Origin of the sequence: Pasteurella canis, from assembly GCF_900454865.1 — a bacterium.
GTDB classification, from domain to species: domain Bacteria; phylum Pseudomonadota; class Gammaproteobacteria; order Enterobacterales; family Pasteurellaceae; genus Pasteurella; species Pasteurella canis.
This window is the reverse complement of record NZ_UGTV01000015.1, coordinates 1,029,028-1,053,869: the sequence shown is the minus strand read 5'-3', so window position 1 is coordinate 1,053,869 and position 24,842 is coordinate 1,029,028. Positions and strand designations below refer to the sequence as shown.

Genomic DNA, 24,842 nt, shown 5'->3' with positions numbered 1-24,842 from the left:
CTCCCTGAATTTAGGGAGCGTTTTGAGGAATGACTGGAGGATGAAATAAATGTCAAAACAAATTCAAGTGCCAGATATTGGTGGTGATGAAGTTACCGTTACAGAAGTAATGGTAAAAGCTGGAGATACAGTTGCAGTAGATCAAAGCGTAATCAATGTAGAAGGTGATAAAGCGTCAATGGAAGTGCCTTCTCCAGAAGCGGGTGTGATCAAAGAAGTTTTAGTTAAAGTTGGTGATAAAGTGTCTACTGGCTCGCCAATGTTTGTATTAGAAGCTGGAGATGCAAAACCAGCAGAAGCACCAAAAACAGAAGCCGCTCCAGCACCTGCTGCGGCGCCAGTAGCAAGCGCAGTAGTTGAAGTTCACGTGCCAGATATCGGCGGTGATGAAGTCAACGTAACTGAAATAATGGTGAAAGTAGGCGATAAAGTTGAAGTTGAACAATCTATCATCAATGTAGAAGGTGATAAAGCGTCAATGGAAGTTCCAGCACCAATCGCAGGTGTTGTAAAAGAAATCTTAATTAATGTAGGTGACAAGGTTTCAACTGGTTCATTAATTATGAAATTTGAAACTGGTGCAGCACCTGCAGCATCAACTCAAGCACAACCAGCGGTGGCTGCTCCAGCAGTACCGGCACAAAGTGCGGTTAAAGATGTAAATGTTCCTGATATCGGTGGCGATGAGGTAAACGTCACTGAAATTATGGTGAAAGTAGGTGATACCATCACTGAAGAACAATCATTAATTACCGTTGAAGGCGATAAAGCATCAATGGAAGTACCTGCTCCATTCGGTGGAGTGGTGAAAGAAATTTTAGTGAAATCAGGTGATAAAGTATCAACTGGCTCATTAATTATGCGCTTTGAAATTGCTGGTGCAGCACCCGCAGTAGCAGCGGCTCCAGCACAAGCTGCGCCAGCTCCACAAGCGTCTGCGCCAGCAGCACCAGTTGCAGCAACTGCACCAGCGGGTGATGCGGAAGTAACAGGTAGCTCAGTATTTGCTTATGCAACACCAGTAGTTCGTCGTTTAGCACGCGAATTTGGTGTTAACTTAGATAAAGTAAAAGGTACTGGTCGTAAAGGTCGTATCTTAAAAGAAGACGTTCAAGCGTATGTGAAAGCGGCAATTAAAGCTGTTGAGTCTGGTTCAGTATCTGCAACACCAGCATCAAATGGTGCTGCAAATGGTGCGGGTCTAGGCTTATTACCTTGGCCGAAAGTAGACTTCAGCAAATTTGGTGAGACAGAAGAAGTTGAGTTAGGACGTATTCAAAAAATCTCTGGTGCTAATTTACACCGTAACTGGGTGATGATTCCACATGTTACTCAATGGGATAAAGCGGATATCACTGATTTAGAGCAATTCCGTAAAGAACAAAATGTTTTAGCTGAAAAACAAAAATTGGATGTTAAAATTACGCCATTAGTGTTTATTATGAAAGCAGTCGCTAAAGCATTAGAAGCATATCCACGTTTTAATAGTTCATTATCTGAAGATGGTCAACGCTTAACATTGAAAAAATATATCAATATTGGTGTTGCAGTAGATACCCCGAATGGTTTAGTAGTACCTGTCTTTAGAGATGTAAATAAGAAAGGGATTATTGAGCTTTCTCGTGAGTTAGCAGAAATTTCTAAAAAAGCCCGTGCAGGTAAACTGACTGCTTCTGACATGCAAGGCGGCTGTTTTACTATTTCAAGCTTAGGTGGAATTGGTGGTACTCATTTCACACCAATTGTGAATGCGCCAGAAGTGGCAATTTTAGGTGTGTCTAAATCTGAAATGACACCAGTTTGGAATGGTAAAGACTTTACGCCTCGTTTAATGTTACCGCTATCATTATCTTACGATCATCGTGTGATTGATGGTGCGGATGGTGCGAGATTTATCACATTTATTAATGGTGTCTTGTCTGATCTTCGCCGCTTAGTTATGTAATCCTGTAATCCGTTCAATAAAGAATTGAACGGATTATTTATCAACTCTAAATGTGGTGAAAGTGCGGTAACAAATCGCAATATTTTACAGAATCACATCACATCGTTTAACGAGGTTAAAATGAATAAAGAAATTAAAACTCAAGTTGTGGTATTAGGTGCTGGTCCTGCAGGCTATTCTGCAGCTTTCCGTTGTGCGGACTTAGGTTTAGAAACGGTGATCGTTGAGCGTTATTCAACATTAGGTGGTGTTTGCTTAAATGTTGGTTGTATTCCATCTAAAGCATTATTACATGTTGCTAAAGTGATTGAAGAAGCTAAAGCACTTGCAGAACATGGTATCGTTTTTGGTGAACCGAACACAGATGTGAATAAAATCCGTGGCTGGAAAGAAAAAGTAATTGCTCAATTGACCGGTGGTCTAGCTGGCATGGCTAAACAGCGTAAAGTTCAAGTTGTGAATGGTTATGGTAAATTCTCTGGTCCAAATACGATTATCGTTGCTGGGGAAGAGGGTGAAACGACAATTAAATTTGATAATGCCATTATTGCAGCAGGTTCACGCCCAATTCAATTACCATTTATTCCTCATGAAGATCCTCGTATTTGGGATTCAACAGATGCACTTAAGTTAAAAGAAGTGCCTGAAAATTTATTGATTATGGGTGGTGGTATTATCGGTCTTGAAATGGGAACGGTTTATCATGCATTAGGATCAAAAATTGATGTTGTTGAGATGTTTGACCAAGTTATTCCAGCCGCTGATAAAGATATGGTTCAGATTTATACAAAACGTATATCTAAAAAATTCAATTTATTACTTGAGACAAAAGTTACGGCAGTTGAAGCAAAAGAAGATGGTATTTATGTTTCAATGGAAGGTAAAGCTGCGACAGAAACTCGCCGCTATGATGCAGTACTTGTTGCTATTGGTCGTGTGCCAAACGGTAAATTAATTGATGCGGGTATTGCTGGCGTTGAAGTTGATGATCGTGGTTTCATTCGTACAGATAAGCAAATGCGTACAAATGTATCTCATATTTTTGCTATCGGTGATATTGTTGGACAACCAATGTTAGCACATAAAGGTGTACATGAAGGACATGTTGCAGCAGAAGTAATTGCAGGTATGAAGCATTACTTTGATCCAAAAGTCATTCCTTCAATTGCTTATACTGAACCAGAAGTGGCTTGGGTAGGTAAAACAGAGAAAGAATGTAAAGCTGAGGGTATTAACTACGAAGTAGCTAAATTCCCTTGGGCTGCATCAGGTCGTGCTATTGCATCTGACTGTGCAGATGGTATGACTAAATTGATCTTCGATAAAGATACTCACCGCGTAATTGGTGGTGCAATTGTAGGTACTAATGGTGGTGAACTATTAGGCGAAATTGGACTGGCGATTGAAATGGGTTGTGATGCTGAAGATCTTGCATTGACTATCCATGCTCACCCAACATTGCACGAATCAGTTGGTTTAGCTGCAGAAGTATTTGAAGGTTCAATTACTGATTTACCAAATCCAAAAGCGAAGAAAAAATAATTTTTACTTGGATTAAAAATAAAAAATTTTACCGCACTTATATAGAGTGCGGTATTTTTTTATATTCTGTATAAGAAAATTTATTATAAGTTAGTTTATTTTTGAGCAGAGAATAAGAGTGATGTCGAGGTTTTTTAAATTTTAACCGCACTTTTATTCTATTTAAGCTGCAAAGCGCATTTTACTTTTAGGCTTAATTTGATGAATCGTATTAGTGACTGTTCCCACAATCGGTAAAGATAACCAATTTTCAGTTTTAATATTAGCTTGTTTCGAATCAAGAGAAAGGAAAACAAATTCATTATTTTGATGAGCAATCAATTCATAAATATGGAATTGTTTTTCTGTTTCTAATACAACCAAGTCACCTAATGATAAACTCTCATTTTTTTCTACAACTAGCATATCATCTATTTCAATTCCCCAAGCTAACATATTGGGATTAGTTACACGTATAAAGCAAGTTTGCTGTGGACGTTTTACGCAATAAAGGTTTAGATCTAGCTTTTTACTAAAATTAAAGCGTGAGCTCTGGATATCGTCATAAAGTGGTACAGGGCGATAAGATAAGGCATTATCATTTTGTGCGGTATCATTATTTGCATAATTCATCATATACCTCTCAAATTAAACTGGTTATTTATACAGGTTTAGTTTACTGTTTTTATATACAGTTTGTCAATGGTTGTTAGTATTTTTTGTAAAAAAATTGAACTTTTTTTGTTTATGTTGTGTTCTGATTGTTGTTTCGATGACTGTTAGTCATGTAAGTTTTATCTAAAAAATGCTACTAGAAATAAAATATTTTCTAATGAGAGCTTCATTATTTTTAATATAGAATCAGCAATATAGCAAAAATATAAAAATTGATATTTTCTTTACTTAAAAAGTAAGCTATCTTTAGGCTTTATTAGGGGGATCAAATATTTGATCTAAATATTGGTAATGAGTGCATTCGCACAAAAATATGTGATTTAATTATGAACACATCTCGTTTACTTAGTTTGTTTTTCCAAGGCAATTTGGTTAAACGCATTTTTATTGGTCTTATTTTAGGTCTTATCGTGGCATTAATTACACCTACATTACAGAGTGTATTAGATTTTAATTTAGCGGAAAAAGTGGGTGTGTTAGGGACGATTTTTGTTCGTTCACTACGCGCAGTTGCGCCAATTTTGATTTTTGTGCTTGTTATGGCGGCGATTGCAAACAAAAAAATTGGCACTAAAAGTAATATGAAATCCATTGTGATTTTATATCTTTTAGGTACTTTCTTAGCAGCATTAACAGCTGTCATCGCAGGCTTTTTATTCCCAAGTGAAGTAGCTTTAACAACAAAAGAAGACATGACATCAGCGCCTCAAGGGGTTGGGCAAGTATTACTTACTTTGGTCTTTAACGTTGTAGATAATCCTTTAAATGCATTATTTAAAGCAAATTTTGTGGGCGTGCTAGCATGGTCTATTGGTTTAGGTTTAGCTTTACGCCATGCATCTGAAACAACTAAAGTAATGGTTTCAGATTTAGCGGAAGCTGTATCAAAAATTGTTTATGTGATTATTGCATTTGCCCCAATTGGTGTATTTGGTTTAGTAAGTGAAACATTAGCAGATAAAGGATTGGCAGCATTAGGCGGTTATATTCATTTATTGGCAGTGTTAGTTGGTTCAATGCTATTTGTTGCTTTTGTTGTCAATCCAATTTTAGTGTATTGGAAAATTCGTCGTAATCCATATCCATTAGTTTGGACGTGTGTTCGAGAGAGCGGTTTGACAGCATTTTTTACACGTAGCTCGGCTGCAAATATTCCCGTCAATATCAATTTAGCAAAGCGTTTAAATTTAGATGAAGAAACTTATTCTGTTTCTATTCCATTAGGTGCAACGATTAATATGGCTGGAGCTGCAATCACTGTGACGATTTTAACGTTAGCCGCAGTTCATACATTAAATCTGGAAGTGTCGTTCTTTAGTGCCCTATTGTTGAGTGTTGTTGCAAGTATATGTGCCTGTGGAGCCTCTGGTGTGGCAGGTGGCTCATTATTATTAATTCCACTAGCTTGTAGCCTATTTGGTATTTCTGATGATGTGGCAGCACAAATGATCGGTGTTGGTTTTATTATTGGTATTTTACAAGATTCAACAGAAACTGCGTTAAATTCATCGACTGATGTTTTATTTACTGCTGCAGCTTGTATTGCCGAAGAAAATAAACAAATATAATTTGATATATACTATATTAAAAGCGGATTTATCATCCGCTTTTTTTATATATCACTAATGTGGGAAATAGTTACTTACGAAGGATGTTTATGAGCAGATTATATATTGAAAAAACGCACTTTAAACTAGCAAAATGGCAATATCTAAATATCCCTTTTTTTACTTTGAGAAAAGGTGAGTTTTGGACTATCGTTGGGAGTAATGGAAGTGGTAAGAGTGCTTTTGCTTTAGCGTTACAGAATAAGCTAGAGCTTATGTCTGGAGAGTATGAGAATCATTTTCAATGTATAGCGACATTATCTTTTGAGAAGCAGCAGGATATTATCGAGGAAACCTTTAAATTACGTAATAACGATGCAGTCAGTCCTGATGAGTTTGGCAAAACAGCACGACAGATGATTTTAGAGAATTCTAAAAAGGATTCTCTTTGTTCGTATTATGCCAATATACTAAATATCGAACATTTATTAGATCGTCCTTTTATTCAACTTTCGACAGGTGAAAGTCGAAAAGTATTACTTTGCCAAGCCTTAGTGAGTGAGCCTGACCTATTAATTCTAGATGAGCCTTTTGAGGGACTAGATAAAAAATCAGTGCAGGATTGGTTAACATTATTTAACCAATTGAAAAATAATATAGGATTGATACTCATTGCCAACCGTTTTTCAGATATCCCAGATATAGCAAGCCATATTGCATTATTAGATCATCGTGAATTGATTTTACAGGGACCAAGACAGCAAGTTGAACAGCAGTCAATGTACCAACAACTCAAACATGCAGAAACATCCGTTGATATTCCTTTCCCTGAGCCAGTCAATGAACCCATTATATTACCAGCTGGGGTAAATCCATTTGAGTTAAAAGATGTAACTATTCAATATGGAGATAAAAAAATTTTAAATAATTTAAGTTGGACTGTTGCACAACGGCAGCATTGGTGGGTAAAAGGACCTAATGGTGCAGGTAAGTCTACATTATTATCTCTTTTAACTGGTGATCATCCACAAGCATATTCAAATCACGTCGTCTTATTTGGTAGGCAGCGAGGAAGTGGCGAAACTATATGGGAGATTAAACAAAAAATAGGTTATATGAGCAGCCAGTTGCATATGGATTATCGCGTGAATTGTTCAGCGCTTGATGTGATTGTCTCAGGGTATTTTGATAGTATAGGTGTCTATCAGCAAGTACCTAATATATTGAAGTTGAAAGCGATGCAATGGCTACAACGTTTGCATTTAAGTAGTTTAGCAACGAAACCTTTTCGCTCATTGTCTTGGGGACAACAGCGTTTGTTACTGATTGCTCGAGCAATGGTTAAACATCCACCGATATTAGTTTTAGATGAACCATTTCAAGGGTTAGATGGTTTAAATCGCAAATTAGTCAAATATTTTATTGAGCAATTAGTGAAGAATAACCAAACTCAATTACTTTTTGTTTCACATCAAGATCAGGACGCCCCTAGCTGTATTACCCATATACTTGAATTTATTACTGAATCAGGACAATATTCTTATATACAAAGTGCGGCTTAGTTTGCTAGACTTTCGTATGAATTATAACTTATTTGGGAGAATAACAATGGATTTTATTGATGGTTTACCAATCGCAACTATTTTCTTTATTGTATTAGTGATTGTAGTTTTATATTCAACGCTTAAAACAGTACCTCAAGGTTATCATTGGACGATTGAGCGTTTTGGGCGTTATACTCGCACGCTCACACCAGGTTTGAACTTTGTTGTACCTTTTATTGATCGTGTTGGCCGTCGTATTAATATGATGGAACAGGTATTAGATATTCCATCACAAGAAGTGATTTCAAAAGATAATGCGAATGTATCTATTGATGCAGTATGCTTCGTTCAAGTGATTGATGCACGTAATGCTGCTTATGAAGTCAATCATTTAGAGCAAGCGATTATCAATTTAACAATGACTAATATTCGTACCGTATTGGGTTCGATGGAATTAGATGAGATGCTTTCACAGCGTGATTCTATTAATAGTCGTTTATTGTCTATCGTAGATGAAGCAACAAATCCGTGGGGAATAAAAGTAACACGTATTGAGATTCGTGATGTTCGTCCACCACAAGAATTAATTGCTGCAATGAATGCACAAATGAAAGCAGAACGTAATAAACGTGCAGATATTTTAGAAGCAGAAGGTGTACGTCAGGCAGAGATTTTACGTGCTGAAGGTGATAAACAAGCGCGTATTTTGAAAGCTGAAGGTGAACGTCAAGAAGCGTTCTTGCAAGCGGAAGCACGTGAGCGTGCAGCTGAAGCTGAAGCAAAAGCAACACAAATGGTGTCAGATGCGATTGCAAGTGGCGATACTAAAGCAATTAATTACTTTATTGCACAAAAATATACTGAAGCATTAAAAGAAATTGGTGGTTCAGAAAACAGTAAAGTCGTATTAATGCCATTAGAGGCTGGTAATTTGATTGGCTCGATAGCAGGTATTGCAGAATTATTAAAAGGTGATAAAAAAGCCTAATTTGGTCGGAGAGTGAGGTGGGTTATGGAATGGTTCTCAACGTGGAGCGTTTGGCATTGGTTGGTGTTAGGTTTTGTACTACTTATTGCTGAAATTATTATTCCTGGGGTATTTTTATTATGGTGGGGGCTAGCGGCTTTAGTGATTGCAGGTATTATGGCACTAATTCCCTCGTTATCTCTCACATTCCTTTCAATTAGTTATGCAATGTTAGCACTATTATTTAGTGTGGCTTGGTGGAAATATCAACATAATAAAGATACAAGTGATCAATCTCACTCTTCTTTAAATCAACGTGATCATGCGATGCTTGGTGCGAAAGGCACAGTAAAAGAAATAGGTCATAATGGTATTGGACGAGGACATTTCGGTGATACAACTTGGCGAATTCAAGGGAGTCAATTACAAGTTGGTGATCTGGTTGAAGTGGTTGCAGTGGAGGGGATTACTTTATTAGTTAATAAAGTAAATTAAAGCAGATATGAAACATTTGATTCTTTTTGCACATCCTAATATACAAAATAGTTTTAATCGCGCAATTTTAGATGCAGTCGTTCACGTTAGTCAGAATGCAGGCATAGAAACTATTGTACGAGATCTCTATACCTTAAATTTCAATCCTGTTTTATCATGGGAAGAAATGCAAGCCGCTTATCAAGAGATTGTGCCTGCTGAAATAAAGCATGAACAAAAGCTGATGACTAGTGCCCACTTAATCACACTAATTTATCCACTGTGGTGGATGGGCTTTCCAGCCATATTAAAAGGATATTTTGATCGTGTCTTAAGTTATGGTTTTGCATATAAGACTGAAAATGGAGTGTCTATTGGTTTGTTACAGAATAAAAAGATGCAGCAATTTATTACGATTGGCAATAATGTATCGCGTTATCAAGAGATTGGTTTTGCTGATTCATTAAAAGATTGTTTAGTTGATGGATTATTTAACTACTGTGGTATTACTGATATTCAGTATGAATTATTTGGTGATATTCATATTATTGATGATGAGGCTCGCCAGCAAATGTTGCAAATTGCTATTAATAAAACTCAGCAAAATTTAACCGCACTTTTAGAGAAAAAAGTATGATAGCAGAAAATCAGTTGAATAATTTTTCGATGATTGCTCGTTTATTCGGTAACTTATGGTACCGTTCACCAACAGATCCTATTTTGGCAGATGTATTTGCTTGGTTACAGCAAAATGGATTAAGCGAACTTTGGCCGTTAACGACAGACTTGGCAAGCGAGCAAGCACTTGCGAGTATTCAAATGCGAGTTGATTTGACTGCGCTTGATAATGAATATCAAAGGTTATTTGTAAATGAGAATGCGTTAGTCAATACGAAAATTTCAGCTTATCAGCTAGATGTTGTTGAGTTTATTAATTTTCGCCAAATGCGTGGTATGCATGATGTACAGAATGAGGATCATTTTGCATTGCTTTTACTTACGGCATCTTGGATTGAAGATAATGTTGATTCTGTCGTCGCACAGCGAGAGTTATTTGAGCGATTTTTACTGCCTTGTGCGAGTAAATTTTTGCCTCAAGTAGAAGCTAAAGCTAACTTACCTTTTTATAAAGCACTTGCTATATTGTGTAAAGATATTCTTGCAGCAATGGCAGATGAACTAGATGAGGCGCTATAATTAAGGATGATGTTAAAAGCAGGCTATAAAAGTCTGCTTTTTTTGACCGCACTTTTATTTATCAGTATATAGGCTAGACTGACTATCATCTGGTCTAGTTTTAAAACGGCGGTGTAACCACATGTATTGTTCGATACCCTGCATGATTTCTTTCTCAACGACTTGATTCATACGTATTGCGATACTAGTTTCATCACTGATATCAGAAAAATCGACTGGTGGTGAAATTTTTACAGTATAGCCTGAACCATCAGGATTACGTAATGGAGAAAAAGGAATCACTTTACTATTGGGTGATGATTTTAATAAATAGTAACTTCCTGTTGTTGTAGCTGCATCAGGAACAGCAAAAAAAGGTACGAAAACTGCATTTTTCCGCCCATAATCATGATCAGGAGCATACCAGATGATTTCACCATTGCGAATAGCTTTGATCATACCACGGAGATCTTTACGATCGAGCATGTCTTTATTTGAACGTAGTCGCCCACGGACTTGTAGCCAATCCATTAAAGGATTGTCATTCGGGCGGTAAACACCGATGCCAGGTTGATGTAAGCCAACAATGCGTGCGCCGAGTTCTAATGTTAAGAAATGTACACCTACAAAGATAATACCGTCTTGTTTGTATTGCTGAAGATATTCTAACCCTTCCACTTTTGACCACTTTTTGATACGTGCATCAGACCAAAACCAAGCCATACCTGTTTCAATAATTGCCATACCTGTCGCTTTTAAGTTTGCTGCTAAAATTTGTTCTATTTTTTGTTCTGAATAATGAGGGAAGCAAAGTTGTAAGTTACGACGAGCAATAGTAGCTCGTCGCTTGCCAACATTAAATTTTGTCAGTAACCAGCCGAGAGCATGTCCAAGTTTGAGTAAAATTGGATAAGGTAGCAGTAAAATGATGCGCCAAAAAAGAATACCAAGCCAAAATCCCCAATGTTTTGGTTTTAAAAAGGCTTTTTGAAATGTGGGGAGTTTATTATTTACCATAAAATCGTTTTAATATCTTGGGTGAACAATGAAATATGAGCAAGCATATTACTCTAATTTTTTATAATAGCATAAATTATCGTATAAACAGGGCGTGCATATTACTAGTTCTTAGATGATTATAAAAGTCATCTCATGAAAAGTAACACTATTTAATCGAATTTTTAAGGGAAATCCTCCCTCTCCTATGTTAAAATTAACAAAATTTTTCATAGAGAGAGAAGTCAAATGTTTCAATATTCAGCGGAGTTTCATCAAGCAAAAGTATTGGTATTAGGTGATGTGATGCTCGATCGTTATTGGTTTGGTGCAACGAATCGTATTTCACCAGAGGCCCCAGTGCCTGTTGTGAGAGTGCAAGATCATGAAGAACGTGCTGGTGGAGCAGCAAACGTGGCAATGAATATCGCATCTTTAAATGTGCCTGTTCAATTATTAGGCTTAACTGGACAAGATGAGGCAGGTGCTGCTTTAATACGTTTACTTACTCAGCAGCGTATTGATTGCGATTTTGTTCAATTGGGTACGCATCCAACTATTACTAAACTGCGTATTTTATCTCGTCATCAGCAATTATTACGTTTGGATTTTGAAGAGGATTTTCGCAATGTAGTGAGTGAAGCCTTGTTAGAAAAATTAGCTAGTTCGGTGCAAGATTATGGCGCATTAGTGTTATCAGATTATGGTAAAGGAACCTTAAATCAAGTGCAAAAAATGATCCAAATTGCACGTCAAGCAAATATACCTGTTTTAATTGATCCAAAAGGAACTGATTTTGAACGCTATCGTGGTGCAACTTTATTAACACCTAATATGTCTGAGTTTGAAGCAGTTGTAGGTGCTTGTCATTCTGAAGATGAGATTATTGAAAAGGGATTAAAACTGATAGCTGATTTTGAATTGACTGCATTGTTAGTTACTCGCTCAGAAAAAGGAATGACATTATTACGACCAGATCAGCCTGCATTCCATCTAGCTACGGAAGCAAAAGAAGTATTTGATGTGACAGGTGCTGGAGATACTGTGATCAGTGTATTAGCGACAGCGTTAGCAGATGGGCGTACTTTTGAGGAAGCTTGTTATTTAGCGAATGTGGCAGCAGGTATTGTTGTTGGTAAATTAGGTACATCAACAGTATCTACTGTGGAATTAGAAAATGCGATTCATGGGCGTTCAAATACGGGGTTTGGTATTATGAGCGAAACTGAATTAAAAGCAGTTGTGGCACAAGCAAAAGCACGTGGTGAAAAAATTGTGATGACCAACGGCTGCTTTGATATTTTACATCCAGGTCATGTGTCTTATCTTGAAAATGCCCGTAAATTAGGTGATCGTTTGATTGTTGCAGTAAACAGTGATGACTCAGTGAAACGCCTAAAAGGTGAGACACGCCCAATTAATGATTTACAAGCAAGAATGGCTGTTTTAGCAGGTTTATCTTCAGTTGACTGGTTAGTTGAGTTTAAAGAAGATACGCCTCAACGTTTAATTAGTGAAGTATTGCCTGATCTATTAGTTAAAGGTGGGGATTATAAACCAGAAGAGATTGCTGGGAGTAAAGAAGTTTGGGCAAATGGAGGAGATGTGAAAGTGCTTAACTTCGAGAATGGCTGTTCAACAACAAATGTGATTACTAAAATTAAACAATTGAAAGAATAAATTATCTTGAGTCAGTATAAAAGCAATCAAATGATTGCTTTTATTTTTTATTGTATTAAACGATGAATTAATCGTGTTTTTATAGTTGATGTAAGAGTGCTTCTATTTGTTTTAAGCCATTCAGTCTTGTTGAACTTAAACGTTGTGCGATACCTAGTTCAGAAAAATAGGTTTTAAAATCGAAACTTTTTAACTGAGAAGCCGTTTTTCCATTGATTTCTTGTAATAAAATCCAAAGTAACCCATTGATAATACGTGATTCACTAAACGCAGTAAACTCAAAAGTGCGGTCGTTTTTTTCAAAAATTTGGAACCAGACTTTCGCTTCACAACCTGAAATAAAGTGCATTTGGGTGAGTTGTTGTTCTGTTGGTTGGGTAAGGTTTTTCCCTGCTTGGATAATTAAACGGTAACGTTCTTCCCATGTTTTACTATGTATTAATTGTTGTTTGATCATCAAGTTAATAACTCTAAGGCGTTGTTTAATGCGTTGAAAAAAATATCTAAGTCCGATTGTTGATTATAAGGGGCAAAAGATAAACGTAATATAGATGATTGTCCTAACTGTGCTAAGTAAGGTTGAGCGCAATGTTCTCCCGCACGTAAGGCAATGTTTTGTTCAGCAAGTAATGTTGCTAAGTCAACAGTAGCAATACCCTCAAAAACAAAGCTAACAATGGTACTTGGTTGTGGAGAGCTAAATAATTGGCAATTTGGATAATGCATTAAGTGTTTTTTGCATTGTTCTGCTAATTGCACAGCGTATTGCTCTGCTTGTATAAAATCCCATTGTTGTAGCCATGTTAAGACTGCATTAAAGCCAATAACAGCGGCAATATTCGGTGTACCTGCTTCTAAACGATAAGGTAACTTGTTAAAAGTAATCTGCTCTTTTGATACTCTATCAACCATCTTACCTCCAAATTGGTAAGGATGAAGTTGTTCAAGAGCATTCAATTTACCTGCTAACACACCTAAACCTGTTGGTCCATAAAGTTTATGGGCAGAAAAAACAAGGAAATCAGCATCTAACGTGGCAAGATCAATTTTTACATGGCTGATTGCTTGTGCTGCATCGACTAATACCAATGCACTACTATGTTGGCGGATGAGTTTAATCAGCTTTTCAATAGGTTGTTGTGTACCTGTTACATTCGAAACAAAATTTAGTGCAACTAATTTGGTGTTACTCGTTAGTAGATTGAGTAGAGTTGTTTCATCAATTAACCATTGTTCAGAGAGGGGTAAAATATGTAATTTTGCACCGCACTTTTGGGCAATTTGATGCCAAGTGACAAAATTAGCATGATGATCTGCTTCACTGATCAGGATTTCATCTTGGGTAGTAATTTGATCTAAAAGACCTTGCGCAACGAAATTTATCGCTTGCGTCGTCCCTGAGGTCCAAACAATCGCATCGCTGCTTTCAGCGTTAATCAGTTTTTTGACTTGTTCACGGGCTTGTTCATAAAGTGCGGTCTGTTTTTCATCATATTGACTGCGGTGTACAGAGCCAGCTGATTGATAGAAATTGACGGTACTATCAATTAAGGTTTGCGGCTTTAATGTGGTTGCTGCGCTGTCTAAATAAATGGCGGAGTCAGCCTGTTGTAAATAAGGAAAATGTTGCCGAAATATCGTGGGATTAAATGTCATTGTGCTATTCTCTTTTGTTTACGCCATTTTTCAGGTTCAATAGGATGAGGATCTTGCCAGAGTCCTAAGTTTTGCTGTTTTGCTTTATGCTGTGCTTGTAAGTAGATTGGCATAGCATTGTATTTTTTATATACCCAAGCCATGCCTGCTTTAACTATGGCGACATTAATATTTTTTCCTTGTAATGTATACACCTCAGCAAGAGTCCGTTGATACTGGTCATAGCCTGTCACAGCAAGTTTGACTTGTTGTTTATGAATAAGTTTGCCTAAAAATTGTTTAGCTTTTTGACCAAATGCTTGATTTCTTTCTGGTGCATCAATACCCCAAAGACGTACACGCAGTTGTTTATTATTTTTTAACAAGCAATTAAATGTATCGCCATCAGAAATACTCACTACTTTACAATGTAAAGTGTGGCTTGCTTCTGCAGCGTAACTCAATAGTAAACAATAAAATGCAATGAATGCTTTCTTTTTATACATAGAAAAAAGTCCTGATAAAGTCAGGCTATTTTACCTAAAAACTAACAAAATATGAAAAATAAGCGTAAAATATTACTTCATTTTTATATAAAACAATGATTTTTAATTGTCAGAAACTGATAGAGTAAAATGATTCAAAAAGTGTTTGATTTAATGCGTTCATTCGCTATTTTATACGCCATGTTATGGCTGGGTGAGAGGATTTCTACTCATATTCATGTAGGTATTCCTGCTAGTATTTGGGGGTTGTTGTTATTATTTCTCTGTTTAACACTGCGAGTTATTAGATTAGATTGGGTACTTTTGTCTTCAAGTTTATTGATTCGTTATATGGCGTTACTTTTTGTTCCTGTCAGTGTTGGGATTGTGAAATATGCTGATATATTGTTTGCACAAATGAAGGTCTTACTTATCCCAAATATTTTAAGTACATGTTTAACATTGGTTTTTGTGGGGTTATTCTCTGATTATCTTTTTTCACGTAAATCATTTACGCATTTACGTAAGAAAGCTACACGTAGACGGATGGAGAAGTTACCATGAATTACAGCATTTATCTTTATTCTGTTTTAACATTAGTTGCTTTTGGGATGGCGATTAAAATTAGCCAGTATTGGAAGTCAATTTTATTTAATTCTTTTGTATTAACGATGATTATCTTAATTATTGTATTGTTAAGCCTAGATATCTCTTATGATCAATATTTATTAGGTAATACGCCGTTAAATAATCTATTAGGAATTAGCATTGTTGCTTTAGCTGTTCCTTTATATGAACAACTTCATCAAATTAGCCGCCATTGGCAGCAGATTTTATCAGTTACTTTTTTGGCTTCTTTATTTTCGATGATATCAGGCGCAATACTTGCTTTTATCTTAGGTGCTACGCCTGATATAGTGGCGACTGTACTACCAAAATCCGTTACTACACCAATTGCAATGGCAATAGCAGAGAGTTTAGGTGGAATACCCTCTATTGCGGCTGTAGGTGTTGTATTAGCAGGTTTACAGGGATCTGTGTTAGGTTTATGGGTCCTAAGAACATTAAAAATCAAGCATTCTGAATCATTGGGTTTGGCAATAGGCTCTATTTCTCATGCCTTAGGTACAGTAACTTGCATGGAGAGTGATCAAAAAGCGGGTAGTTATAGTTCTATCGCCCTCGTATTATGTGGCATTATTACTTCTATTCTTGCGCCTATTACGTTTAAACTTATTTATTTTGTTATGGCATAATACAATATGAACAATCAAGTTGATCCTATTTGGCAAACACGTTTTATTGCCGATACCCCTCGAGAAAAAGATCATCGTCCTGCATTTTGTCGCGATCGTGGCCGTATTTTACATTCAGCGGCATTTCGTTGTTTGCAAGCAAAAACACAAATTCATGCGATCGGGGAGAATGATTTCTATCGTACTCGTCTTACACATTCCTTAGAAGTAGCTCAAATTGGAAGTAGTTTAGTCGCACAGATGCGTTTTGCAGAAGCTTTTATCAACTTGTCAATTCAGTTAAGTATAGAAAAAAATGAGCTGCAGAAACAACTGAAAGGACTATTGCCCACTAATGATTTGATTGAAAGTCTTTGTTTCGCTCATGATATTGGTCATCCACCTTTTGGGCATGGTGGGGAAGTGGCATTAAATTATATGATGCATCGTCATGGTGGCTTTGAAGGTAATGCACAAACGTTTCGTTTACTCACAAAATTAGAGCCTTATACGCTTGAAGCAGGTATGAATTTAACACGGCGTACACTTTTAGGCATTGTTAAGTATCCAGCGATTTTAGATCAGTCTTCGCCGCAATATGCAGAATTATCTTTTGTAGGAAATACAGATCCTCGTTATGTGAAAATAATGGATTGGAAACCAGGTAAAGGGATATTTCGTGATGATTTAGCGATGTTTAATTGGTTACTCGCGCCATTAAATGAACATGATAAAGAATTGTTTAGACAATGGCAAAAAGTGCGTTCATGCGCGAGTGACATTTTAAAAACACGGTTTAAATCATTAGATTGTAGCTTAATGGAGTTAGCAGATGATATTGCTTATGGCGTACATGATTTAGAAGATGCAATTGTGACTGGTGTGGTGAATCGTCATCAATGGCAGGAAGCTGTAGAAGTACTAAAAAGATCAGAATCTGATTGGGTGCAGAAAAATATTGATATGATTACCGATAAACTGTTTTCTGAACAGCATTATTTACGTAAACATGCGATTGGTGCGTTAGTAAATTATTTTATTACTAGCGTACGTTGGACATTAACAGCAGACTTTTATGAGCCATTACTGCGTTACAATGCAGAACTTCCAACAGAAGTGAAAGCGGCATTACAGGTATTTAAAGATTTTGTGCGTAAATATGTGATTTTAAATGTAGACACTCAACGTATTGAATATAAAGGTCAACGTATTTTAACCGAAATGTTTCAAATTTTTGAGTCTGATCCCGAGCGTTTATTACCACGTAATACTGCAAATCGTTGGAAAAACGCAACACAACAGAATAAGAAGCGTATTATTTGTGACTATATTGCAGGTATGTCAGATGCTTACGCACTAAGAGTTTATCAACAACTTTAATATTGAACGATGTTGTCAATTTTCATCTTACATTTAAGTAATGATATATATTTAACGTATGTTGATTTGTTTGATTGAGCGTTAATATGACGATTAGGTTTGTTTTTTTGTAAAGTAAAAATACAGTCACTTGAGTAAGTGAAGATGATGTAAACAATAGAATTAAAAATGAGGCATTATGGCATTAATTTCTTTAACCAATGGTTACCTTTCATTTAGCGATCATCCTTTATTAGATCATACAGAATTACATATTGAAGCAGGTGAGCGTGTTTGCTTAGTAGGTCGTAATGGCGCGGGGAAATCTACATTAATGAAGATCTTGTCTGGTGAAGTAGTGATGGATGATGGTCGATTACAATTTGAGAAAGACATTGTTGTCTCGCGTTTAGAACAAGATCCGCCACGTCATGCCGAGGGAAATGTATTTGATTATGTGGCAGAAGGGATAGGTCATTTAGCCGATTTACTAAAAGAATATCATCAGATTTCAGCCATATTAGCACAAGATTACAATGAGGCGACATTAAACCAATTATCTCAAATACAATCCAAACTAGATCATGCTAATGGCTGGCGTTTTGAAAATAAAATTAAAGAAGTATTACTTAAATTAGAACTTGATCCAGACACTTTACTCACTGAACTATCTGGTGGCTGGCTACGCAAAGCCGCTTTAGCACGTGCATTAGTGTGTGATCCCGATATTTTGTTGTTAGATGAACCGACTAACCACTTAGATGTTGATGCAATCGAATGGTTAGAAGATTTTTTATTAGGTTTCTCGGGTAGTATCGTGTTTATTTCTCATGACCGTTCATTTATTCGTAAAATGGCAACGCGTATTGTTGATTTAGATCGTGGTAAGTTAGTCTCTTATCCAGGTAACTATGATTTATATTTAGCGACTAAAGAAGAAAACCTGCGTGTTGAAGCACTTCAAAATACACTTTTTGATAAAAAGTTAGCACAAGAAGAAGTGTGGATTCGACAAGGTATTAAAGCGCGTAGAACAAGGAATGAAGGGCGTGTAAGAGCACTCAAAGCATTACGTGAAGAACGTCGCCAACGTCGAGAAGTATTAGGTAGTGCTAAACTACAAATAGATAATGCGAGTCGTTCGGGAAAAACTGTATTTGAGCTAGATAATGTAAGTTATGAGGTTGCAGGTAAAACATTGATACAAAATTTTAGTACGACAATATTACGTGGAGATAAAATTGCCTTAGTGGGACCTAATGGCTGTGGTAAAACAACATTCATTAAATTGTTGTTAGGCGAAATTCAGCCAACTTCTGGGACAGTACGTAGTGGCACAAAATTAGATATTGCTTATTTTGACCAATATCGTGCTGATCTCGATCCTGAAAAAACAGTGATGGATAATGTTGCAGATGGTAAACAAGATATTGAAGTAAATGGCATAAAACGTCATGTTTTAGGTTATTTACAAGATTTCCTATTTCCGCCAAAACGTGCGATGACACCAGTAAAAGCACTGTCTGGTGGTGAACGTAATCGTTTATTACTCGCAAAATTGTTGCTAAAACCAAATAATTTATTAATCTTAGACGAACCAACAAATGATCTAGATGTAGAAACATTAGAATTGTTAGAGGAAATTTTAACTGATTATCAAGGGACATTATTAATTGTAAGTCATGATCGCCAATTTATTGATAATACTGCAACAGAATGTTTTATGTTTGAAGGTGAGGGTATTATCAATGAATATGTGGGTGGTTTTCACGAAGCAAAACAACAACAAGCCAATTATTTTGCTCATAAAGCGGAACAAAAATCACTTAAACAAAAACAATATGCTCCACAACAAAGCGAGAATGCGAAAAGTGCGGTCGATATTCCTCAAATTTCAACTACCACTAAAAATCAGCAACGTCCACTGAAACTTTCTTATAAAGAACAACGTGAATTAGAACAATTACCACAGTTATTAGAAGAACTAGAAGAAAAAATTGCTGCATTACAAGCAGAAATTAGTCACGTCGAGTTTTTTCAACAGCCACATGACTACACCTCAGCTAAATTACAATTACTTACAGATACTGAAGAGCAATTAGAGCAAGCTTTTATCCGTTGGGAGGAATTAGAGGAGAAGAAAAATATCAAATAAATAAGAAAGAGGAGCAACGTGATATTACTCTTCTTATCTAAATGGTTATTCAAACGGGATGATTTTTCTTTGTTTCTTTTTATATAAACGATAAGGTTTAGTCAGTCCTTTGATTAATAGCTGACCTAAAGAATGCTTTGTTTTATAGGGATTAAGTTGTTCGTTTTTTCTTCTTTCATTTGAAAGCTGACTTTTTATTATTTCTGTATCTCTATGATTTTCTTGTATTTGCGTACAAATAGCAGGAGTTAATTGATAGTATGAAATAATTTTTTTGTTTAATGCTATATTAAACATTAATATATCAATTGGCCTGAGTTGTTGATTTTTTAATTTTTGGAATTCTGACAATAATAATACTGCTGCTCGATTGGAAATAATATATCCAGCGGTTCCCATATGTTCACTTTGTAAGAGATTGAAGTATCGTTTTTCAAAAGATTTTATTTGACTATTTTTAGTATTAACCTTTTGTAAGAAAGTTTCTAATTTGATTATGAATGCTTCATTCATTGAGAAACGTTCATGCAACCATTTATATTCATTTAAAAATGTAAATGCATTGTTTCCCAATATTATATCATCCTCAAAAATTGTGATAAAAGGCATATCTTCATTGATACATTTTTCCCAAAGTAGTAAATGACTCATCAAGCAGGCTTTTTCTCCAGATGTTTGATTAGGGTGCTTTAGTAACTCAGGTAGGAGCTTGCTAATTGTTTCATTGAGCTGAATAGAAGGAGACAGAGCATCAAAAAACTCAAATGGTATATTTTGACGACCAAACTCGTTTTTGATGTGTTCTCGACGAGTGCTTGCACTAGTTAGGCTAATAACGTAGTTAGTATGCATGAGATAACCTTAATTTATTATAATGAAAAGGCGAACTTTTGTTCGCCTCTTAATATTACAATAAATTACTCACAAAAATAACTATAATGATTAAAGGAACAACAAATTTTACATAGTTAAACCAAATTCTAGTAAATGTGGAATCAGGATTTGGGGAAAGTTCTTTTTTAGCCTCATCTTTCAATACAAAGCCAACAAAAATAGCACAGCCAAAACTTGTTAACATGAATAAAATATTGCCGCTGATATAGTCAAAGGCATCAAAAATACTTTTACCAAAAAAAGTGACATCTTTAAGAACACTATCACCAAGGATAGCAGGGATATTACCCAAAACAAAGATACTACCTAAAGTCAGAGTGATAGCCTTACTACGACGCATTTTTAGCTTTTCTTGTAACGCCGTGATGATAACCTCATAAATAGTTAATGATGTCGTGAGAGCTGCGATCAGTAATAAACTAAAAAAGAGGATAGCAAAGAATTTCCCTAACCATAAATGTGAAAAGACTATCGGCAGGCTTTGGAAAACTAACGTTGGTCCAGAATTTGGCGCGATACCAAAAGTAAAGAGTGAAGGAAAAATCATAAATCCAGCAAGTACCGCAATAATCGTATTAGTAAAACCTGTGATGACGGCCGTTTGAATTAAATTTTCTTCTTTGTTTAAATAACTTGAGAGAGTGATTAAGACACCAAATCCTAGACTTAACGCAAAAAAGACCTGTCCTAATACGAATACAAATAACTGCGGTGTAATTTTAGAAAAATCTGGTTTGAGATAAAACGTAATCCCCTCCATTGCACCAGGTAAAGTAATATTACGAATCACCATGCCAATTAAGAAAAGAAATAATAAAGGCATCAAATATTTTACAGCACGTTCAATACCACCAATAATCCCCTTAGCAAGAATAAAGTAATTTATCGCAACAAACAGTAATGTATATAAGGCAACTTGAATTGGGCTATCGCCGATATGTAAATCATAAAACGTTTTTGCAACGGTTTTGTCAATTGGCGTGGAGATATTGAGTGTACCTGTGATTAAACTGAGAATATAAGTGATTACCCAACCACCAAGTACCATGTAATATGCCATGATACCAAATGCACCAAATAAGCCTAGGTAACCAATGATTATCCAATGTTTTGAAATATTGCGTGTTTCTAATTTATCACTGAAGGCATCAATGGCGTTAACCCGTAATCGGCGACCAATTACGTTTTCTACCAGAATCATTGGAATGCCGATTAGAATCATCGCTATACAGAATAAAAATACATAGGCCCCACCACCATTTTCACCAACTAAGTAAGGAAAACGCCAAGTTGCGCCAAAACCTACTGTTGCGCCAGCTACTGTCATAATATAGGTTAGCCGACTAGACCAAGTTTGTCTTTCTTGTTTTGTTGTCATAATTAAATCCAAATAATTAAAAAATCAAATCAACACATTCTCAGCTGAGAATGAAAAAGTATGTTTTGTTATTTTATTTAGGCATGCAAGCAAGATAAATTAGTGTCTTGCTTAAACACAGTGGAAAAATAATTTTTACTCTGTTTTTTGCTTAAACTCACACAAATCTTCAATAATGCAGGAGCCGCAACGAGGTTTGCGAGCAATACAAGTATAGCGTCCATGTAAAATTAGCCAATGATGGACATCTACTTTAAATTCATCAGGGACAACTTTAAGTAATTTTTCTTCTACTTTTACAACATCTTTACCAGGTGCAAATCCTGTTCGATTAGACACTCGAAAAATATGAGTATCAACGGCAATAGTAGGTTGTCCAAATGCGGTATTTAAGACCACATTAGCCGTTTTTCTCCCAACGCCAGCTAAGGCTTCAAGTGCAGTACGATTTTGTGGGATTTCGCCATGATGTTTTTCAATCAAATCTCGACAAGTTTTGATAATATTTTCAGCTTTACTGTTATATAAACCGATTGTTTTGATATAATTCTTTAACCCGTCAACACCTAAAGCTAAAATAGTTTGCGGTGTATTCGCAACAGCAAACAGTTTCTCTGTTGCTTTATTTACCCCTTTATCTGTTGCTTGCGCTGATAAAATAACAGCAATTAATAACTCAAAAGGTGAGCTATAATTTAGTTCTGTTGTTGGATGTGGATTTTGATCGCGTAGGCGAGTTAAAATCTCAATTCGTTTTTGTTTATTCATTATTTCTTATACTGATCAATAAAATTTTTCATTGCTAACATAAGTGCTAAGCCAATAAATGCACCAGGTGGTAAAATAGCTAATAAGAAGTGGCTATCTAGCTGGAATAATTCAATACGTAAGTCTTTTGCCCAATCACCCAGCAAGTGTTCTATGCCATCAAATAAGGTTCCATTCCCCAGTATTTCTCGAATTGCACCAAGTACAATTAAACTTAAGCACATACCTAACCCCATTGAAAATCCATCGAAGATCGCGTGAGAGAGTGAGTTTTTTGAGGCAAAGGCCTCAGCTCGTCCAATCACGATACAATTTGTGACAATGAGAGGAATAAAAATACCCAAAGATTGGTAAAGTGAATAAGTATAAGCATTCATTAATAACTGTACCATGGTGACTGTTGTCGCAATGATCATGACATAAATTGGAATACGAATTTCGTGTGGAATTTGTTTACGGAATAAAGACACGACAGTGTTGCTACAAATCAAGACTAGCATAGTGGCAAGTCCTAAGCCTAACGCATTTGTGATATTATTTGAAACGGCAAGTAATGGACATAATCCTAATAGCTGAACTAATGTTGAGTTATTTTTCCATACGCCTTGCCAAAAAATCGTTTTCCAAATCGCATTTAGCTGTTTTTGGGATGATCGAGCTTGCGTTTCTGAAGTATATGCATTTTGATCAGAAAGTGCGGTTTGTTTTGGTGAATTTTTGCTCATTGTTGATTCTCTTGATTCAATTCATCTAACATACTTAACGCAGCATTTTTTACTTGGTTCACCACTGCGCGTGGTGTGATAGTCGCGCCTGTAAATTGATCAAATTTACCCCCATCTTTTTTTACTGCCCATTCATTTAAATTATCAGACGTCACTTTTTGATGAGAAAAACCTAAAATCCAGTTTGAAATGCGTGTTTCAATTTTATCACCTAATCCTGGTGTTTCTTGATGCTCTAATACTCGTACACCAAGTATTTCACCTGTAGGTGTCATACCAAGAAGCAAACGAATGTTGCCAGAATAACCATCGGGTGCAATAGTTTCAATCGCATAGGCAGTTTTTTGTTGGTTTTTAGTTGCTATACAAATATTTTTTATTCGATTAACCATTAACTTTTGACTAGTAGGTACATAACAGTTTTCACTCAGCACATTATCAAAATATTGTTGGGGGACGACTTGTAGCAACAATATACGTTGTTGTTTGTTAATTTCTTCAGCAATTTTATCTTTAGTTAAAAAATACACTCCTGTAGATAGCGCTGTACAAATTAGCGCAATAAATGCGAGTAACAGGGCATAATAGGCTGAGATTTTAACGGTTTTCATTGTCATTCCTTATTGGCGATAGCCTGCAACGCGTGGGCGAGTGTAGTGATCAATTAGTGGTACACAAATATTACTTAATAAAACTGCGAATGCGACACCGTCAGGGTAACTGCCATAGAAACGAATAATATAAGTCAGCAAACCAATTAATCCTCCGAATACTAGTTTTCCACGAGGGGTAATAGAGGCTGTAACAGGATCTGTTGCAATAAAAAAGGCACCAAACATCATCGCACCACTAAATAATTGCGTAATTGTTTTTAAATGTTGTGCTGGATAGAGTAATTCAGTTATACCCGACAACATCGTAAATGTCGTTAACATTGCAATCGGGATTTGCCAATGAATAATCCGTTTCCATATTAAAAAGGTGCCGCCCAATAAAAAGGCTAAGTTAATTTGCCACCAACCAATCGCTAAATCAGAAGAAAAAATGGGTGAAGTGAGTAAAAATTGATATTCTTGATCTTTTAGCACGACTTTTGCACTATCTAATGGTGTAGCTTGTGTAACTCCATCTATTGATGTTGTCAATTGATGTAAGCTGAATCCATCTGTACTAAAACCAGTAAAGATAAGATGATAAGCGTCTGCAATTGTAGGAGGTTCAGTTAATAAACTAATAGGAGGAAGCCAAGTTGTCATTTGTAGTGGGAATGAAATGAGTAATACAACATAGCCAACCATAGCTGGATTAAATAAGTTTTGTCCTAACCCACCATAAACATGCTTGCCTACAATCACTGCACAAAATATGCCAATTAAAATCAACCAATAAGGGGCATAAGGTGGAATAGCAATAGCAAGAATAAGTGCGGTTAAAATAACACTAAAATCAGAGATATAGAATAAAGCTGGTTTTTTACGTAATAATGTCACCACCCATTCTAATAATAAAGCAAAACTGATAGCTAAGCTGGCTTGAATGAGTACGCCAAAACCAAAGTAATATAGCTGTGCAAAAATTGCAGGTAACATTGCTAAAATTACCCACAACATAATACGCATTGTGAGCTTACCTGAATGAGTATGTGGGGAGCTTACCATTTTAAACATTTTGAGTTTCTTTTAT

24 protein-coding genes are annotated in these 24,842 nt (G+C 36.0%); 13 read left to right on the top strand and 11 right to left on the bottom strand.

Features of this window, described 5'->3' with window-relative positions; all coding sequences use genetic code 11:
- The first annotated feature begins 49 nt into the window (after positions 1–49).
- Both aceF and lpdA read left to right on the top strand, forming a co-directional pair.
- Entirely contained in the window at positions 50–1,945 is a 1,896-nt protein-coding gene (aceF, locus tag DYE19_RS05565; RefSeq protein ID WP_115322908.1) for a pyruvate dehydrogenase complex dihydrolipoyllysine-residue acetyltransferase, read from the top strand.
- Between the two features lie 120 nt (positions 1,946–2,065).
- Entirely contained in the window at positions 2,066–3,487 is a 1,422-nt protein-coding gene (gene lpdA / locus DYE19_RS05560) for a dihydrolipoyl dehydrogenase (protein WP_049215957.1), read from the top strand.
- Positions 3,488–3,649: 162 nt separating this feature from the next.
- Here the strand turns inward: lpdA and DYE19_RS05555 are convergent, their stop codons facing one another.
- The gene (locus DYE19_RS05555; RefSeq protein ID WP_049215955.1) at positions 3,650–4,099 is read right to left on the bottom strand and encodes a S24 family peptidase; all 450 of its coding nucleotides are present in this window, start codon (positions 4,097–4,099) and stop codon (positions 3,650–3,652) included.
- A gap of 368 nt (positions 4,100–4,467) precedes the next feature.
- Here DYE19_RS05555 and sstT point away from each other — a divergent pair, with 368 nt between their 5' ends.
- The 6 genes from sstT (at position 4,468) to DYE19_RS05525 (ending at position 9,870) form a co-directional block, all read left to right on the top strand.
- Positions 4,468–5,709 carry a serine/threonine transporter SstT gene (sstT, locus tag DYE19_RS05550; RefSeq protein ID WP_049215953.1) on the top strand — a complete coding sequence of 414 codons (1,242 nt, stop codon included), beginning with the start codon at positions 4,468–4,470 and terminating at the stop codon, positions 5,707–5,709.
- A gap of 89 nt (positions 5,710–5,798) precedes the next feature.
- On the top strand, positions 5,799–7,250 hold the full coding sequence (gene modF / locus DYE19_RS05545; RefSeq protein ID WP_115322907.1) for a molybdate ABC transporter ATP-binding protein ModF: 1,452 nt from the start codon (positions 5,799–5,801) through the stop codon (positions 7,248–7,250).
- Positions 7,251–7,296: 46 nt separating this feature from the next.
- Positions 7,297–8,220, top strand: coding sequence for an SPFH domain-containing protein (locus DYE19_RS05540; RefSeq protein ID WP_049215949.1), 924 nt, complete (start codon positions 7,297–7,299; stop codon positions 8,218–8,220).
- Between the two features lie 24 nt (positions 8,221–8,244).
- Positions 8,245–8,694 (top strand): NfeD family protein, encoded by a 450-nt coding sequence (locus DYE19_RS05535; RefSeq protein ID WP_115322906.1) that lies wholly within the window; start codon positions 8,245–8,247, stop codon positions 8,692–8,694.
- Between the two features lie 7 nt (positions 8,695–8,701).
- Entirely contained in the window at positions 8,702–9,310 is a 609-nt protein-coding gene (locus DYE19_RS05530) for an NAD(P)H-dependent oxidoreductase (protein ID WP_115322905.1), read from the top strand.
- On the top strand, positions 9,310–9,870 hold the full coding sequence (locus DYE19_RS05525; protein ID WP_174694533.1) for a TorD/DmsD family molecular chaperone: 561 nt from the start codon (positions 9,310–9,312) through the stop codon (positions 9,868–9,870). Before DYE19_RS05530 ends, DYE19_RS05525 begins: the two co-directional genes overlap by 1 nt.
- Before the next feature lie 54 nt (positions 9,871–9,924).
- Here the strand turns inward: DYE19_RS05525 and DYE19_RS05520 are convergent, their stop codons facing one another.
- A complete protein-coding gene (locus DYE19_RS05520) occupies positions 9,925–10,866 on the bottom strand; it encodes a Kdo(2)-lipid IV(A) acyltransferase (protein ID WP_115322903.1) in 942 nt (313 codons plus the stop codon).
- A gap of 228 nt (positions 10,867–11,094) precedes the next feature.
- On the opposite strand from DYE19_RS05520, the gene hldE reads away from it, so the two are divergent.
- The gene (gene hldE, locus DYE19_RS05515; RefSeq protein ID WP_049215940.1) at positions 11,095–12,525 is read left to right on the top strand and encodes a bifunctional D-glycero-beta-D-manno-heptose-7-phosphate kinase/D-glycero-beta-D-manno-heptose 1-phosphate adenylyltransferase HldE; all 1,431 of its coding nucleotides are present in this window, start codon (positions 11,095–11,097) and stop codon (positions 12,523–12,525) included.
- A 79-nt stretch (positions 12,526–12,604) separates the two neighbouring features.
- Here hldE and DYE19_RS05510 read toward each other — a convergent pair whose 3' ends face one another.
- From DYE19_RS05510 to DYE19_RS05500, 3 genes are read right to left on the bottom strand one after another with little or no spacing between them, the layout of a single operon-like run.
- Positions 12,605–12,982 carry a SufE family protein gene (locus tag DYE19_RS05510; RefSeq protein ID WP_397230733.1) on the bottom strand — a complete coding sequence of 126 codons (378 nt, stop codon included), beginning with the start codon at positions 12,980–12,982 and terminating at the stop codon, positions 12,605–12,607.
- A complete protein-coding gene (locus tag DYE19_RS05505; protein ID WP_115322902.1) occupies positions 12,982–14,181 on the bottom strand; it encodes an aminotransferase class V-fold PLP-dependent enzyme in 1,200 nt (399 codons plus the stop codon). Before DYE19_RS05505 ends, DYE19_RS05510 begins: the two co-directional genes overlap by 1 nt.
- The gene (locus DYE19_RS05500; RefSeq protein WP_115322901.1) at positions 14,178–14,666 is read right to left on the bottom strand and encodes a thermonuclease family protein; all 489 of its coding nucleotides are present in this window, start codon (positions 14,664–14,666) and stop codon (positions 14,178–14,180) included. Before DYE19_RS05500 ends, DYE19_RS05505 begins: the two co-directional genes overlap by 4 nt.
- Positions 14,667–14,795: 129 nt before the next feature.
- Here DYE19_RS05500 and DYE19_RS05495 point away from each other — a divergent pair, with 129 nt between their 5' ends.
- The 4 genes from DYE19_RS05495 (at position 14,796) to DYE19_RS05480 (ending at position 19,394) form a co-directional block, all read left to right on the top strand.
- Entirely contained in the window at positions 14,796–15,209 is a 414-nt protein-coding gene (locus DYE19_RS05495; RefSeq protein WP_115322900.1) for a CidA/LrgA family protein, read from the top strand.
- Positions 15,206–15,901 carry a CidB/LrgB family autolysis modulator gene (locus DYE19_RS05490; RefSeq protein ID WP_115322899.1) on the top strand — a complete coding sequence of 232 codons (696 nt, stop codon included), beginning with the start codon at positions 15,206–15,208 and terminating at the stop codon, positions 15,899–15,901. The genes DYE19_RS05495 and DYE19_RS05490 overlap by 4 nt, the downstream gene beginning before the upstream one ends.
- A 6-nt stretch (positions 15,902–15,907) precedes the next feature.
- On the top strand, positions 15,908–17,260 hold the full coding sequence (locus DYE19_RS05485; protein ID WP_115322898.1) for an anti-phage deoxyguanosine triphosphatase: 1,353 nt from the start codon (positions 15,908–15,910) through the stop codon (positions 17,258–17,260).
- Positions 17,261–17,438: 178 nt separating this feature from the next.
- Positions 17,439–19,394 (top strand): ABC transporter ATP-binding protein, encoded by a 1,956-nt coding sequence (locus DYE19_RS05480; RefSeq protein ID WP_115322897.1) that lies wholly within the window; start codon positions 17,439–17,441, stop codon positions 19,392–19,394.
- Positions 19,395–19,439: 45 nt separating this feature from the next.
- Here the strand turns inward: DYE19_RS05480 and DYE19_RS05475 are convergent, their stop codons facing one another.
- The 6 genes from DYE19_RS05475 to rsxD form a co-directional block, all read right to left on the bottom strand.
- Positions 19,440–20,246, bottom strand: a complete 807-nt coding sequence (locus tag DYE19_RS05475; protein ID WP_115322896.1) for a glycosyltransferase family 25 protein — start codon at positions 20,244–20,246, stop codon at positions 19,440–19,442.
- Between the two features lie 55 nt (positions 20,247–20,301).
- Entirely contained in the window at positions 20,302–21,666 is a 1,365-nt protein-coding gene (locus tag DYE19_RS05470) for a sodium-dependent transporter (protein WP_438361431.1), read from the bottom strand.
- 135 nt (positions 21,667–21,801) lie between these two features.
- Entirely contained in the window at positions 21,802–22,434 is a 633-nt protein-coding gene (gene nth / locus DYE19_RS05465) for an endonuclease III (protein WP_115322895.1), read from the bottom strand.
- Positions 22,434–23,159, bottom strand: a complete 726-nt coding sequence (locus DYE19_RS05460) for an electron transport complex subunit E (RefSeq protein WP_115322894.1) — start codon at positions 23,157–23,159, stop codon at positions 22,434–22,436. The genes nth and DYE19_RS05460 overlap by 1 nt, the downstream gene beginning before the upstream one ends.
- A complete protein-coding gene (rsxG, locus tag DYE19_RS05455; protein ID WP_115322893.1) occupies positions 23,156–23,770 on the bottom strand; it encodes an electron transport complex subunit RsxG in 615 nt (204 codons plus the stop codon). Before rsxG ends, DYE19_RS05460 begins: the two co-directional genes overlap by 4 nt.
- Positions 23,771–23,779: 9 nt before the next feature.
- On the bottom strand, positions 23,780–24,826 hold the full coding sequence (gene rsxD / locus DYE19_RS05450; RefSeq protein ID WP_115322892.1) for an electron transport complex subunit RsxD: 1,047 nt from the start codon (positions 24,824–24,826) through the stop codon (positions 23,780–23,782).
- Positions 24,827–24,842 lie beyond the last annotated feature (16 nt).

Coding starts and splice junctions, on each gene's coding strand:
- aceF (WP_115322908.1), top strand. CDS start 50: ATGTCAAAACAAATTCAAGTGCCAGATATTGGTGGTGATGAAGTTACC.
- lpdA (WP_049215957.1), top strand. CDS start 2,066: ATGAATAAAGAAATTAAAACTCAAGTTGTGGTATTAGGTGCTGGTCCT.
- DYE19_RS05555 (WP_049215955.1), bottom strand. CDS start 4,099: ATGAATTATGCAAATAATGATACCGCACAAAATGATAATGCCTTATCT.
- sstT (WP_049215953.1), top strand. CDS start 4,468: ATGAACACATCTCGTTTACTTAGTTTGTTTTTCCAAGGCAATTTGGTT.
- modF (WP_115322907.1), top strand. CDS start 5,799: ATGAGCAGATTATATATTGAAAAAACGCACTTTAAACTAGCAAAATGG.
- DYE19_RS05540 (WP_049215949.1), top strand. CDS start 7,297: ATGGATTTTATTGATGGTTTACCAATCGCAACTATTTTCTTTATTGTA.
- DYE19_RS05535 (WP_115322906.1), top strand. CDS start 8,245: ATGGAATGGTTCTCAACGTGGAGCGTTTGGCATTGGTTGGTGTTAGGT.
- DYE19_RS05530 (WP_115322905.1), top strand. CDS start 8,702: ATGAAACATTTGATTCTTTTTGCACATCCTAATATACAAAATAGTTTT.
- DYE19_RS05520 (WP_115322903.1), bottom strand. CDS start 10,866: ATGGTAAATAATAAACTCCCCACATTTCAAAAAGCCTTTTTAAAACCA.
- hldE (WP_049215940.1), top strand. CDS start 11,095: ATGTTTCAATATTCAGCGGAGTTTCATCAAGCAAAAGTATTGGTATTA.
- DYE19_RS05510 (WP_397230733.1), bottom strand. CDS start 12,982: ATGATCAAACAACAATTAATACATAGTAAAACATGGGAAGAACGTTAC.
- DYE19_RS05505 (WP_115322902.1), bottom strand. CDS start 14,181: ATGACATTTAATCCCACGATATTTCGGCAACATTTTCCTTATTTACAA.
- DYE19_RS05500 (WP_115322901.1), bottom strand. CDS start 14,666: ATGTATAAAAAGAAAGCATTCATTGCATTTTATTGTTTACTATTGAGT.
- DYE19_RS05495 (WP_115322900.1), top strand. CDS start 14,796: ATGATTCAAAAAGTGTTTGATTTAATGCGTTCATTCGCTATTTTATAC.
- DYE19_RS05490 (WP_115322899.1), top strand. CDS start 15,206: ATGAATTACAGCATTTATCTTTATTCTGTTTTAACATTAGTTGCTTTT.
- DYE19_RS05485 (WP_115322898.1), top strand. CDS start 15,908: ATGAACAATCAAGTTGATCCTATTTGGCAAACACGTTTTATTGCCGAT.
- DYE19_RS05480 (WP_115322897.1), top strand. CDS start 17,439: ATGGCATTAATTTCTTTAACCAATGGTTACCTTTCATTTAGCGATCAT.
- DYE19_RS05475 (WP_115322896.1), bottom strand. CDS start 20,246: ATGCATACTAACTACGTTATTAGCCTAACTAGTGCAAGCACTCGTCGA.
- DYE19_RS05470 (WP_438361431.1), bottom strand. CDS start 21,666: ATGACAACAAAACAAGAAAGACAAACTTGGTCTAGTCGGCTAACCTAT.
- nth (WP_115322895.1), bottom strand. CDS start 22,434: ATGAATAAACAAAAACGAATTGAGATTTTAACTCGCCTACGCGATCAA.
- DYE19_RS05460 (WP_115322894.1), bottom strand. CDS start 23,159: ATGAGCAAAAATTCACCAAAACAAACCGCACTTTCTGATCAAAATGCA.
- rsxG (WP_115322893.1), bottom strand. CDS start 23,770: ATGAAAACCGTTAAAATCTCAGCCTATTATGCCCTGTTACTCGCATTT.
- rsxD (WP_115322892.1), bottom strand. CDS start 24,826: ATGTTTAAAATGGTAAGCTCCCCACATACTCATTCAGGTAAGCTCACA.